Genomic DNA, 15,574 nt, shown 5'->3' on the forward strand with positions numbered 1-15,574 from the left:
AAAAAATATAAATTTGACCATCGCAAGGTAAATTTTTCCAACGCATATATATATCAGCATAAGTAAAAATATGTAAGTGGTTACATATTTTACTTAAATAAAAGCTAAATAAAATTTAGTAGTTATGAAAAACCAACTAGCCAAAATTATATTAAGGGGGTGAAATTATAATTCAGCTAGTTATCAATCTTTAATTACTAAAAGTTTATTTGATAAAAGCCTTTCAAATAACTGTAATGGATTGTGAACGACTGAATACATGAGAAAAGCCTAAAAGATACAAATGGCGAAATGTTTGGTTTTCATACACATAAAAACAACAGGGAGGTACACTATGCGGAGAAAAATATTATCTTGTCTTATGGTGCTATGCATGTTAATAACAATATTTGCATCTGCAATCAATACTTTTGCAGCAAGTACAAGCTTATCAGTACAGTTTAATAACGGTAATTCAGCAACTACGTCTAATACGATAAATGCAAGAATTAAAGTTACTAATAGTGGTAATCAAGCAGTTAACTTAACAGATATAAAGTTAAGGTATTATTATACTGCAGATTCTGATACAGCTCAAACTTTTTGGTGTGACCATGCGGCTTTGATTAATAACGGAAATTATTCTGCTGTTACAAGTAATGTAACAAGTAAATTTGTAAAGATGAGCACAACAACATCAACTGCAGATACTTATTTTGAAATAGGTTTTTCAGGTGGAGGAAGCTTATCACCTGGAGGAACAGTTGAGATACAGAGCAGAGTGGCTAGAAATGATTGGAGCAATTATAATCAGTCTAATGACTACTCATATAAAGCATTAGGCGAATATGCAGATTGGAATCAAATAACTGCATATATAGGTTCAGAACTAGTATATGGTAAAGAACCAATACCTGGTGGTGAACAGAAGGATCCAACAATTAGCCCTTCAACAGCATCATTTACACAAGGTAGTGCATCAGATATAAAAGTAACTCTAACACCTAATGGTAATACCTTCAAGGGGATAACAGGATTAACACAGGGTACAAATTATACAGTATCTGGTACTACTGTAACAATACTTAAGAGTTATCTTAATAGTCTTACAGCAGGAACAAAATCTCTGACTTTTGACTTTGGTGTATCAAATAATCCAAAATTAAACATAACAGTATTACCTGTTAATAATAATAATTTATCGGTTACAATTGGTACAGCATCAGGAAAGTCCGGTGCAACAGTAACAGTACCTGTAAGCTTTTCTAATGTATCTAAAGTAGGAAGCGTAGGAACCTGTAATTTCTATGCAACTTATGATACAAGCTTATTGGAAGCTACAGAAGTAACAGCAGGTCCAATAGTGAAAAATGCTGGTGTTAACTTCTCAAGCAGTATTAATAATGGCTCAATAAGCTTCCTATTCCTAGATAATACTATAGGCAGCGAGTTAATTAAGGAAGATGGTGTATTTGCCAATATTACCTTCAAAATAAAGGATACAACAAAGGAGGTTACAACGCCTATAGCATTTAAGGCAGGTGGAGCCTTCGGTGATGGAGATATGAAAAAATTGGATCCAGTTAACTTAATAGATGGTGCTGTTTCAATAAATGGCCCAATTTCTGGACCGACAATCACTCCTACATCAAAATCATTTGTACAAGGCACTAGTTCAGATTTAAAGGTAACCCTGTCTGATGCTAGTTCATTTAAAGGTATTACTGGCTTGTCAGAAGGTACAAATTATACAGTGTCAGGAAGTACTGTAACTATACTTAAGAGTTATCTCAATAGCCTTGCAGCTGGAACAAAAACTCTTACCTTTGATTTTGGGACAGCAGGAAGTGCAGTATTGACATTAACAATTACACCACCTGATACTAAGAACCTGAATGTAACAATTGGAACAGCAGCTGGTAAATCAGGAGATACAGTAACAGTACCAGTTAGCTTTGCAAATGTATCAAAAGTAGGAAATGTAGGAACATGTAACTTCTATGCAACCTATGATACTAGCCTATTAGAAGCTGTAGAAGTAAAAGCTGGTCCAATAGTAACAAATGCAGGAGTAAACTTCGCAAGTAGTATTAATAGCGATGGTTCAATCAGTTTCTTATTCCTTGATAATACTTTAGGTAATGAATTGATTAAAACAGATGGTATATTTGCTTATATTACCTTTAAGATAAAGAACACAACAAAAGAAGTTGAGACACCTATAGCATTTAAGGCAGGCGGAGCATTCGGCGATGGAACAATGACTAAGATTACAACAGTTGTCTTAAATGACGGTAGTGTTGAAATAAACATGATTGCCAAGCCATCAATCAGCCCTGCTTCAAAATCCTTTGTACAGGGTACAGCATCTGATTTAAAAGTAACACTTACACCTAACGGAGGTACCTTCAAGGGTATAACCGGCCTAAAAGAAGGAACTGACTACACTGTATCAGGAACAACTGTAACAATACTCAAGAGTTATTTAAATAGCCTTGGAGAAGGAACAAAAGCACTAACCTTTGACTTTGGGACAGCAGGAAGTGCAGTATTGACATTAACAATTACACCACCTGATACTAAGAACCTGAATGTAACAATAGGAACAGCAGCAGGAAAATCAGGAGAAACAGTTACAGTTCCAATTAGCTTTACAAATGTCGCGAAAGTGAATAATGTGGGAACTTGTAATTTCTACGTGACTTATGATAGCAGCTTGCTGGAGGTTTCAACAGTAACAGCAGGTCCAATTGTAAAAAATGCAGCAGTGAACTTCTCAAGTGGTACTAATAAGGATGGATCAATCAGCTTACTATTCCTTGACAATACAATAGGCAGTGAGTTGATTACTGAAGATGGTGTGTTCGCCAATATTGACTTTAAGATTAAGGATACAACTAAACAAATTGCAACACCTGTAGCATTTACGACAGGAGGAGCCTTTGGCGATGGTACAATGTCAAAGCTTTCAACAGTGGTATTTATTGACGGTAGTGTTGAAATAAACATGAACGACAATAAGCCTACAATCAGTCCTACGTCAAAATCCTTTGTACAGGGCACAGCATCTGATATAAATGTAACACTTACACTTAACGGAAGCACCTTCAATGGTATTACCGGCTTAAAAGAAGGAACTGATTACACTGTATCAGGTAACACTGTAACAATACTTAAGAGCTATCTCAACAGCCTTGCAGAAGGAACAAAAGCACTTACCTTTGACTTTGGGACAGCAGGAAGTGCAGTATTGACATTAACAATTACGCCAGCTGATACCAAAAACTTGAATGTAACAATAGGCACAGCAGCAGGAAAATCAGGAGACACTGTTACAGTTCCAATCAGCTTTGCAAATGTTGCAAAAGTAAATAATGTAGGAACATGTAACTTCTATGTGTCTTATGATGATAGCTTGCTGGAAGTTTCAAAAGTTTATGCAGGCCCAATTATAAAAAATGCAGCTGTAAACTTCTCAAATGGTATTAATAAGGATGGTTCAATAAGCTTCCTATTCCTCGATAATACAATAGGCAGTGAGTTGATTACTGAAGATGGTGTATTTGCATATATTGACTTTAAGATTAAGGATACAACACAAGAGGTTGTTACACCTGTGGCATTTAAAGCAGGCGGAGCATTTGGCGATGGTTCAATGGCTAAGTTAACAACAGTTAACTTGTTTGATGGAAGTGTTGAGATAAATAAGGTAATTGCACAAGATCCAAAGATAAGTGTTGAAACAGCAGCAATTATCAAAGGAACAGCAGGTGACTTAAAGGTTGAACTTACACCTAACGGAAATACTTTCAAGGGTATTACAGGCTTGACAGCAGGCACAGACTATACAGTAACAGGAGACACTGTGACTATACTGAAGAGTTACTTAAATAGCCTTGCAGCAGGAACAAAAGTTCTTACCTTTGATTTTGGTGTAGCAAAGAATCCTGTATTAACAATAACAGTTACTGAAATTACTGGTACTTTGAATGCAACAATAGCATCTGTAACCTGTAAGGCAGGAGAAACAATTAAGGTTCCTATTAGTCTATCAGATGTAGCAAAGGTAGGCAAAGTAGGAGTTGGTAATATAGTATTATCATACGATGCTAGCATACTTGAAGCAACAGCAGTAACTTCAGGTTCAATAGTTCCAAATGAGGCTGATAACTTCTTCTATAATATTAATGATAACGGTACAATCAGCATTATCTACATAACAGCCACAGAAACTGGATTAATTGAGGCTGATGGTGATTTTGTAAATATTGAGTTTAAGGTAAATGAAGATGCATTGCCTGGTACAATACCAGTAGAATTCAAGTCTGGAACCTTTGGTAATGCAGATTGGACTAAGATAAAGGATGCTATATATACAAATGGATGTGTTGTAATAAAAGATACTAATCCATCAATTACTCCTACTGCAACAACCTTTAACAAAGCGGCTCCATCAGATATAGTAGTAAGTTTGACCTTTAATGGTAACAATTTTAAAGGTATTACTGGATTAACAATAGGTACTGACTATACTTTAATAAATAATAGGCTGACAATATCAAAGAACTATCTTTCAACTCTTCCTGTAGGTAAAAATGAGCTTATATTTGATTTTGGTGTAGGAAGTAAAAATCCAGTTTTGACATTAAATATAATAGATTCATTACCTAAAGATCCATCAGTTACTCCTACTTCTGTAACCTTTGACAAAAGCGCGCCAGCAGATGTGACAGTAACATTAACCTATAACGGTAATACACTTAAGGGAATTACTGGATTAACAAAGAATGTAGATTATTCTTTATCAAAAAATCAAGTAATATTCTCAGTAAAATATCTGTCAACTCTTGCTGTAGGAACAAATGAGATAGTATTTGATTTTGGATTAGAAAATAATCCTGTACTGAAAATAACAGTAGTAGATACAAAACCTGGGATTCCATCAGTTAATCCTACTTCTGTAACCTTTGATAAAAAAGCGCCAGCAGACGTTACAGTAACATTAACCTATAACGGGAATACACTTAAGGGAATTACAGGATTGACAAAGAATGTAGATTATTCTTTATCAAAAAATCAAGTAATATTCTCAGTGAAGTATCTGTCAACTCTTGCTGTTGGAACAAAGGAGATAGTATTCGATTTCGGATTAGAAAATAATCCTGTATTGACAATTAATGTAGTAGATACAAAACCTGAACCTGCAACAATCAGTCCTGTTACTGCAACATTTGACAAATATGCTCCTGCAGATGTAGTAGTTACATATACAGCTAATGGAAATACTTTTAAAGGTATTACAGGCTTAACTAATGGAACTGACTACACAGTATCAGCAAACACAGTAACAATATCAAAGAACTACTTATCAACCTTAGCTGTTGGTACAAAAGCACTTACATTTGATTTTGGAACAGATAGCAATCCTGTAATTACATTGACGATAGTAGACACAACTCCTACTATTAAAGGACTAGGTGTAATAATAGGAAAGGCTTCAGGTAATGTTGGGGATACAATAACAATACCAATTACCTTAGCAAATGTAAGCAAGGTTGGTAATGTTGGAACATGCAATTTCTATATAAGCTATGATAACAAAAAACTTGAGGCTCAAAAGGTAATTGCTGGCTCTATAGTAAAAAATGCAGCAGTAAATTTCTCAAGCAGTATTAATAATGGCACAATAAGCTTTCTTTTCTTGGATAACTCTATAGGCAATGAACTAATTACTACAGATGGTGTATTGGCTACAATCACCTTCAAAGTAATTGACAGTTCGAATACTGTTTTAAACTTTAAAGAGGGTGGAGCTTTTGGTGATGGTAATTTCAGTAAGCTGGCTGAAGTAACTTACATTGAAGGCAGCGTAAATTAGTCTTTAATATGATAGTTGATTTACATGAGGAGGCAGTCCATGCTGGTAGATTAGTGGAGTAATGCTATATGTGGACGTGAATGTGATTTAAAGGAAGAGGGCTGCTGCATAACATTTTGACTCAACTTATATAAAGTAAAAAAGGTGAGCAGTTAAGTTATGCAGCAGCCTAAAAAACAAAATAGAAAGGATGGCTTGTTTCTATGAAAAAAGAGCTAAAGAGGTTTGGAGCAATTGCCTTAGTTGGCGCAATGTCCTTATCAATAATTACTTCTTCAAGTACATATTCAGCTGTTGATGATCCTGTAAATGAAGAGTATAAAAGCCGCTTCGAAACTATGTATAAAAAGCTGAAAGATACCTCAAATGGGTATTTTAGTCCTGATGGCGTTCCGTATCATTCAATTGAAACACTGATGGTTGAGGCCCCTGACTATGGACATGTTACCACAAGTGAAGCATTCAGCTATTATATGTGGCTAGAAGCAGTAAATGGTAAGTTTACAGGAGATTTTTCGGGCTTTAAAAAATCATGGGATATTGCTGAAAAGTATATAATTCCATCTTCTCAAGATCAACCTAATTCTGCTATGAGCAGATATGATCCTAACAAGCCTGCGACTTATGCGCCAGAATGGCAGGATCCCAGCAAGTATCCAGCACAGTTGGATTCAAGTGCCCCTGTAGGTAAGGACCCAATATCTTCTGGATTAAAAAGTGCTTATGGAACCAGTATGATCTACGGTATGCACTGGCTTTTAGACGTAGATAACTGGTATGGCTTTGGAAATAGAGGCGATGGAACTTCAAAGAATTCATATATAAACACCTTCCAAAGAGGTGAACAGGAATCCACATGGGAAACTATTCCTCAGCCATGCTGGGATGCGATGAAGTTTGGAGGACCGAACGGTTATTTAAACCTCTTTACAGGAGATAGTTCATATTCAAAGCAATTTAAATATACAAATGCTCCTGATGCTGATGCTCGTGCAATTCAGGCTACTTATTGGGCAAATGTATGGGCTAAGGAAAGAGGTGCTGATATAAAGACCTACGTTTCTAAAGCATCAAAAATGGGTGACTATTTAAGATATGCAATGTTTGATAAGTATTTCAGAAAGATTGGGGCTTCTTCAACAGCAGGTACAGGATATGATGCTTGTCATTACTTGTTATCTTGGTACTATGCATGGGGAGGCGGAGTTGAAGCCGATTGGTCGTGGATAATAGGATGCAGCCATAATCACTTTGGGTATCAAAACCCATTTGCTGCTTGGGTATTATCATCAGATTCTGATTTCAAACCAAAGGCAGCAAATAGTGCTACAGATTGGGGTAAAAGCTTAGACAGGCAGTTAGAATTCTATCAGTGGCTTCAATCTGCTGAGGGTGCTATAGCAGGTGGAGCTAGTAACTCATATAATGGTCGTTACGAGACATGGCCAGCAGGAACATCTACATTCTATGGTATGGGTTATGTAGAAAACCCTGTATATGCTGATCCAGGCAGTAATACATGGATGGGAATGCAAGCATGGTCAATGCAGCGTATAGCTGAATACTATTATCGCACTAAAGATGAAAGAGTAAGGGCTCTATTAGATAAATGGGCAAAATGGGTTAATTCTGTAATAATATTTAATGCAGATGGAACCTTCCAGATTCCTAATACAATTGATTGGGAAGGTCAGCCTGATACATGGAATGGGCAGTATACTGGAAATCCAAATTTACACGTATCAATAGTTAATTATGGTACTGACCTTGGAGTTGCATCTTCGCTTGCAAACGCCTTAACCTATTATGCTAAAGCATCAGGGGATGAAACCTCAAGAGTTAGTGCTCAGAAGCTGTTAGACGGTATGTGGAACAACTATCAGGATGAAAAGGGTATTTGTGTACCAGAGCCTCGTACAGATTATAGCCGCTTTAATCAGGAAGTATATGTTCCATCAACATTCTCAGGTAAAATGCCTAATGGTGATGCAATTAAACCAGGTATCAGGTTCATAGACATTCGTTCAAAATACAAACAGGATCCTGATTGGCCAAAAGTTGAGGCATATTTAAATGGCGGAGATGTTCCAACCATGAGATATCACCGTTTCTGGGCTCAGAGTGAATTTGCGATAGCAAATGGTATTTATGCTATGCTATTCCCAGAGTCTGTTAATGTTACATTAGGTGATGTGAACTCAGATGGAAATATTGATGCTATAGATTTTGCGATTTTAAAGATGTACATTTTAAATAATTCAACTGCTATAAATAAGGAAAATGCTGATATGAACAAGGATGGATATATCGATGCATTAGATTATGCAAGGCTAAAGATATATCTATTAACTGGGCAATAATTCTAGATAATTATAAATGGATTTTTGTCTAGTATAATTAAATAAACTTTCGTACATGAAATTTTATTTATGCAGGAGAATTAGCATTGATTTGCTGCTGAGGTAATTGCAAGAAATTAGTAATGGTCTAATTCATGCAATTATTTATAACTCAACTTTTCATTGGTAATTCTCATCTGCCTGCAATTTCCAACTGCGAAAGTAATGTTTAAGTTTAATGATGATAAAAGCTGTAGAATAGAGTTTTTCAGTTCTACAGCTTTTTTTTGTGCGGAAGTGTCCAGTGAAGATGAATCACACTAGTGATCAAAAGTATATACTAACAAAAAAGTTAAATCAGGCTAACTAAAGGGGAGTTTACTAACGCATGTATATAAGTGAAGAATAAAGTTTTTTTCGAGCTGTTGTTTCCGCATATATTCTACAACTTTCTTGCCGACGAACCTCTAAAGTACTACCGCAATAGCATTGCAGTAGGAAAGAAAATGCTGACACAAACTATGACGGCAAAATAGATGCACTTGATTATGCAAAGTTGAAGATTTATCTTCTAACTAAGAAATTGTAAGAGATTTTTAATAAAGAGTTGTCCAAAATATCAGCCGTGAGCGCATAGCTTGCGGCTGTTGTGCGGAACCAGATATTTTAGGTAAATAATATTAGGAAAGATAAAACAATATCCGTATAAATAGTTGGATTTACCCATAATTAATCTGTATATTTAAAATAATGTATTATATTACCATATTAAAAAGAAAAATACAAACGCATATAACTATTAGAAGATATAATTATTTTACTAAATAATATTAATTTTACTTATTGTTTACTTGCTTTAGTCGACTATAGTTATCTATTATACATATTACGCTTACTTTGTCATTTCCAGATTAGATTATAGATTTTAAGTTAACTTAATTGGCAGCAATTGAGTTTGATAGCCGGACTATTTTGATTTCAATATTAAACAATTAAATGTGATTCTATGAACAATTTTTGTGACACTTAAGATTTATTATGTTTAGTAAACTTAATTTACTTTTAATTATATTAATTTAAAACAAATAAATCAGCTTTCTCATTTAAAAATTACGGGTATTCAGCTTCTCAAATGAAAGAATAGATAATTTTGTGAATTATTTTAAGCAAACCATTGATAAGCTTGAACACTTATAGACTTTTATGTGGAAAAGTTGGGTAAGTAGCTTTTATTTTTCAGCATGTCAAAACAGTTACTAAGCTTCAGAAAATTTAAGTAGGTATCAAATACAAAAAATGTGAGGTGATAAAAAGCTGATTAAAAGTAAAGAAAGTGGTATTACCAGACAAAATAACTATTAGGAGGTTTTAGTAATGTTAAAAAAGAAGATACTTTGCTTAATTGCACTATTAATGGCATTATCTGTTTTTACTCCAAGATTGTATGCACAAACAGCAGGTGATTTACAAATATTGTTTAATAATAATGGAAATGCATCAACATCAAGTAATACGATAAATGCTAATTTTAAGGTGATTAATAACGGAAGTTCAAGTATAGACTTAGCAGATTTGAAATTAAGATATTATTACACTGCAGATTCTGATACGCCACAGAATTTCTTTTGTGATCATGCAGGTATGTTAAATGGATGGACGTACACTGGTGTTACTGATAAGGTAACAGGTACATTTGGCAAATTAAGCCCTGCTGTCGCAAAAGCCGATTCATATTTTGAAGTAGGTTTCAAAGATGATGCTGGAACTCTTTCAGCGGGAGGCTATATTGAAATCCAAACCAGAGTGGCAAGAAATGACTGGACAAATTATGATATGTCAAATGACTATTCATTTATGACTTTAAATACATATGGTGACAACGATAAAATTTCCGCTTATATGAAAGGAGTTCTCATATATGGCGGTGTAACTAATATCAGTACTTCAACAATAACACCTACAGTTTTTACATATGACAAGTATACATCTTCAGATGTAACAATAACTCTATTACCATTTGGGAATGCATTTAAAGGAATAGTTGGACTGACAGAGGGAGAGGAATACTCATTATCAGGAAACATTGTTACTCTAAAAGAAGAATATCTTAACAGCTTACCAATTGGAAATATAAAGCTTACCTTTGATTTTGGCGAAACAAATAATCCAGAACTTACATTAACGGTTAAGGATACCACTCCAAAGGTTCTTTTTGACGCAAAAATTGGAACGGCTACGGGTTTACCAGGAGATACAGTAACAGTACCTATTACATTTGAAAATGTAGCAAGGGCAAGTAAAATAGGATCTCTTTATTTTTACATAAGCTATGATAATACCTTGTTAGAAGCAGTATCAATAGCACCAGGTTCTATTGTACCAAATCCAGTAAGTAACTTTGCAACAAAAATAGATTCAAGCAAAGGTCAAATTAGTTTTATATTCCTAGATGTCACTATAGGTGATGAGATGATTGAATCAGATGGTGATTTTGCCCAGATGACTTTTAGAATAAAGTCTACTGCACCAGCTATTACAACGCCAGTAAAATTTGATGAAAAGGCATATGCTATGCCTGGTAGTATTGAATCAATGGCGAATACATATAATGGCAGTGTTGTTATAACGATTCCTGACTATGCAGCAATATCTCCTTCATCTGCCACATTTGATAAAGGAGCACCTGAAGATGTTATAGTAACAGTAGAGTCTAGCGGATATACTTTCAATGGAATCACTGGATTAACAAATGGAACTGACTATACAATTTCTGGTAATACAGTAACAATACTAAAGGAGTATCTTAATACTTTGCCAAAAGGTACAAAGGAACTTACCTTTGATTTTGGTGCAGCAAAAAATCCAAAACTTACATTAACAATTAAGGATACAAGACCAAAGCCTAGCTTTGATGCAATAATTGGAACGGCTGTGGGATTACCAGGTGAATCAGTAACCATACCAGTTTCATTTGAAAATGTAGCAGAAGCTGGCTATGTAGGTATGGGCGATTTTCTCATAGGGTATGATAATACTTTATTGGAAGCAATATCAGTAGTACCAGGTTCTATAGTAACAAATCCTGCAATAAATTTTTCGAGTAAAATTGAATCAAGCAAGGGTTTAATTAGTCTTGTTTTCCTAGATTACACTATAGGTAATGAGTTGATTAAAACAGATGGAGATTTCGCTTTAATTACTTTTAAAATAAAAAATGACGCCATTGCAACTACAACACCATTGGAATTTAAGCCATTAGAATTTGGTAGTGGTGCGAATACAATCAATGGCAGCATTACTATAAAAAGTCCTGAAATAGAAGCACCCAAAATAACTCCGACAAGTGCATCCTACATTTATGGATCAGCATCTGACATAATAGTAACTCTTACTCCAAACGGAAATGTATTTAAGGGTATAAGCGGGCTGACTAAGGGAGTGGACTATATAGTATCAGGAGATACAGTAACATTACTTAAAAGTTATCTTAATAAATTACCAACAGGTACAAAGATGCTTACCTTTGATTTTGGTTTGGAAGTAAATCCTACTTTGAAACTAACTACTGAGATGTTAGCTTGTCCTACAACTGTAGGAATTGGAACTGTTTATGGTGCGCCAGGAGACATTGTAACTGTTCCTATTACTATTTCAGGTGTTAGAAATGTAGGAGGAGTAGGAACCTTTAACATCTACGTGGGATATGACAAAACTTTACTTGAAGCAGTATCTGTTGAACCAGGTAATGTTATTATAAATCCCAATGTAAACTTTTCTAGCAGAATTGATTCAAATACTGGTAAAATCTCAGCTGTATTTCTAGATAATACAATCGGAGATGAACTTATTTTATCCGATGGTATAATAATGAACATGACATTTAAGGTGTTAAAAGCTGTAGGTACCTCAATTCCGATAGTATTTAATGATGGTGGAGTTTTTGGAGATTGGAATTTTGCTAAAATAAGAGATATTGACTTTCACAATGGAAGTATTATGATATATAAAACTATTATACTTAATGTATCAGCTGGAAAGGTAACTGGACAAGAGGGTGAAATAGTAAGTGTACCTATTAGCTTTGATAATGTAACTGAAATGAATAATGTCATGGCTTGTGATTTTAAAGTGGGTTATGATTCTAATTTGCTAGAAGCAGTTTCAGTAGAGCCAGGCTCTATAGTTACTAATGCAGGAGTTGACTTTACAGCTGATATCAGTGCAGCTAGTGGAGTTATCAGCTTATTCATTAATTCAACAGAAGATAGCCAATCCATTAGCGAAGATGGAGTATTTGCTAATATTAACTTTAGGTTAAAGACTCCTTCTGCAGCTGAAGTCATAACACCAGTAGAAATTAAAGAAATTGGAGATTTTACTGGACTAAATCTTAATCAAATTGCAATAAATAAAACAAATGGCAGTGTTACTATCATACGCACAACTGTTGTTGAGTCTCAAATAAACCCTTCAAATACATCTTTTGTAATAGGCAGTACAGATAGCCTTAAAATAACTCTTACTCCAAACGGTAATACTTTCAATGGCATTTCTGGATTGAGGCAGGGAACTGATTATACTGTGTCAGGAAATACTGTAACAATACGTGATAGCTATCTGAGAAGTCTTGAAGTGGGAATATTCAAACTAACTTTTGATTTTGGCATTGGTGAGAAAAATCCTGTTTTAGAAATAACAGTTAATGCAGGAACACCAGCTATATATCCTAATTATAGGTATGTATTTATAGATGATCTTACAAACTTAGATATAAATATTGCTCCAAATGGAAATACCTTTTATGGAATTATTGGATTAACAGAGGGTACTGACTATACCGTATCAGGTAATAGTGTAACAATACTAACAAATTATTTGGCTAAACTGTCGTTGGAAACAAAGGAACTTACCTTTGATTTTGGTATGCAAGTCAATCCTGTTTTAACAATATATCCAGTAATAGGGGAACGGTTCCCGCTAGATGTGAAAGTCGGAAATGTAACAGGTATTGAGGGTGATATTGTAACAGTACCAATCACACTTTCACATGTGAAGGATGTTAATAATGTTGGAACCTTTAACTTCTATGTGGACTATGATAAGAATCTTTTAAAAGCAGTGTCAGTAGAACCGGGTGATATTATTACAAACCCTATTACAAACTTCTCTTCATTAATTAATGCTAATAATGGTTTTATATCATTTGTATTTTTAGATTATACTATAGGCGATGAAATTATCACAACCGATGGAGTATTAGCTAATATAACATTTAAGATATTGGGAACTTCAGGAACAACAGCACCTTTAGTATTTAGACAAGGTGGAGCTTTTGGAAATGAAAATATGGCAAAAATAAACTCCATTACTTTTACCAATGGAAGCGTTACTATAGATAATACCAGCAAACTCAAGATATCAATTGGAGACGTAACTGGTAATGAGGGTGAAGTAGTATCAGTGCCTATTAGCTTTGAAAATGTAGCACAATTAGGTAATATAGAGTTTTGTGATTTCAAAGTGGCTTATGATGCTAATTTGTTAGAAGCAATATCAGTAGAGCCTGGTTCTATAGTTACAAATGCAAATGATAATTTCAATAGTTATATTAATACAACAGATGGAGTTATTAGCTTCTTGTTTCTTGATAACACAGCAGGAAGTGAATTGATTAACACAGATGGTGTGTTTGCAAATATTAACTTTAAGCTCAAGAATCCTTCTGAACCTAAAATTACAACGCCTGTTACAATTCAGGAAATCGGAACTATTGGTGGTCCAAATCTTAACATGATGCCAATAAATAAAATAAGTGGAAGTGTTACTGTAATACGCACTACTAGTCCTGAGTATAAAATTAATCCTTCAACTGCATCTTTTGTATTAGGCAGTACCGATAACTTACAAATAACTCTTATTCCAAATGGAGATGACTTCTTTGGAATTCCACTTTTGTTGTATGGTACTGATTATATAGTATCAGGAAATACTGTAACAATATCAAAGGATTACTTAAACAGTCTAAATGTTGGAATAAAGGAATTAACTTTTGATTTTGTCTACAGTGATAAAGATCCTGTGCTTGAGATAGAAATAAAAAAAGGAACACCATCGATATCTCCTACTAATAAGAATATGTATATAAATGCTTTTACAGACATAAGTGTCAATATTACTCCAAATGGAAACACTTTTAAAGGAATTGTGGGGTTAACAAAGGGAATTGACTACACAGTAGCTGGAAATAAAGTAACAATACTTAAGAGTTATGTGGATAGCCTTGAAATTGGAACAAAAGAATTGACTTTTGATTTTGGCATTGGTGTCAATAATCCTGTATTTAATATAAATGTTAAGCCAGGAATACCATCTATAAGTCCTAATCTTGCTACAGTAGATAAATATAATTTTACAAGCTTATTTGTGAATATTACTCCAAATGGAAATACTTTTAAAGGAATTGTAGGGTTAACAGAGGGTGTTGACTATACAGTATCGGGAAATACAGTAACGATACTTAAAAGTTATATTGATACGCTGCAATTAGGTTTAAAGACACTTATATTTGATTTTGGTATAGCAAACAATTCAAATTTGAATTTAAATGTAATTGATTCAGGCTTAGATCTTCCTCTTAAAGTAAGCGCAGGAATGGCACAAGGTTATATAGGTCAAACAGTTACTATACCAATAATCTTTACAAAGGTTGTTAATGCAGGCAATATTGGAACATGCAATTTCTATTTAGTATATGACCCTTCTAAGGTAGAAGTGGTATCAGTAAATGCAGGTCCAATAGTTAAATCTTCAGCCATTAACTTTTCTAGTAGAGTTGATGCTGCTAAGGGGAAAATCAGTTTTGTATTCCTTGATAATACCATAGGTGATGAATTGATTAAAGAGGATGGTATTTTTGCAAGTGTAACGTTTAAGATTATAGGCGGTCATGGTACAACAGTACCTATCATCCTTGAAGAGGGCGGAGCTTTTGGTGATGCTGTTTTTTCTAAGATTAATAATGTTATAAGAGAAGATGGATTAATAATAATTAATTAAATGTAATAATAGTTGCTTAGCGGCATTAAAGAATATCAGCTGAAAACTTAAATGAGAGGTAATGTTAAATTCTATAAATAATGACCGCGAGCGTGAAGTTATGAGAAGACCTCCAACAGTTAGATTAATTATATAAACCCCCTTTACTGGGAAAAACCAGCAAAGGGGGTACATATCAAATAATTAACAATTGGAGGTCGGTTTTTTGGCTGTGCACACCCTATACATGAAGTTAAGCAGGTATTAAATTCAAAAAATGAGGGGGTGATTAATGAAACTGAAATCAAATAAAGAAAGTGGTATTACCAGACAAAATAACTAT

Annotated in this window: 3 protein-coding genes and 1 pseudogene; all 4 read left to right on the forward strand. The window is 34.3% G+C overall.

What is annotated here, in order from left to right; genetic code table 11:
- Positions 1-334: 334 nt before the first annotated feature.
- The 4 genes and pseudogenes from EHE19_RS01795 to EHE19_RS01810 all read left to right on the forward strand — a co-directional run bounded on the left by EHE19_RS01795 (position 335) and on the right by EHE19_RS01810 (position 15,252).
- Positions 335-5,857 carry a cohesin domain-containing protein gene (locus tag EHE19_RS01795; RefSeq protein ID WP_171003656.1) on the forward strand — a complete coding sequence of 1,841 codons (5,523 nt, stop codon included), beginning with the start codon at positions 335-337 and terminating at the stop codon, positions 5,855-5,857.
- 203 nt (positions 5,858-6,060) lie between these two features.
- Complete coding sequence (locus tag EHE19_RS01800; protein ID WP_137699058.1) at positions 6,061-8,217, forward strand: glycoside hydrolase family 48 protein; 2,157 nt, start codon at positions 6,061-6,063, stop codon at positions 8,215-8,217.
- A 487-nt stretch (positions 8,218-8,704) separates the two neighbouring features.
- A pseudogene (locus tag EHE19_RS20100) lies at positions 8,705-8,785 on the forward strand (dockerin type I domain-containing protein); the annotation flags it as partial.
- A 785-nt stretch (positions 8,786-9,570) separates the two neighbouring features.
- Positions 9,571-15,252, forward strand: coding sequence for a cohesin domain-containing protein (locus EHE19_RS01810; protein ID WP_190530457.1), 5,682 nt, complete (start codon positions 9,571-9,573; stop codon positions 15,250-15,252).
- The last annotated feature ends 322 nt before the right edge of the window (positions 15,253-15,574 follow it).

It is taken from the genome of Ruminiclostridium herbifermentans, from assembly GCF_005473905.2.
Taxonomy (GTDB): Bacteria; Bacillota; Clostridia; order Acetivibrionales; family DSM-1351; genus Ruminiclostridium; species Ruminiclostridium herbifermentans.

Excerpts from the sequence above, each read along its gene's own strand:
- EHE19_RS01800 (WP_137699058.1), top strand. The coding sequence starts at position 6,061 with ATGAAAAAAGAGCTAAAGAGGTTTGGAGCAATTGCCTTAGTTGGCGCA.
- EHE19_RS01810 (WP_190530457.1), top strand. The coding sequence starts at position 9,571 with ATGTTAAAAAAGAAGATACTTTGCTTAATTGCACTATTAATGGCATTA.
- EHE19_RS01795 (WP_171003656.1), top strand. The coding sequence starts at position 335 with ATGCGGAGAAAAATATTATCTTGTCTTATGGTGCTATGCATGTTAATA.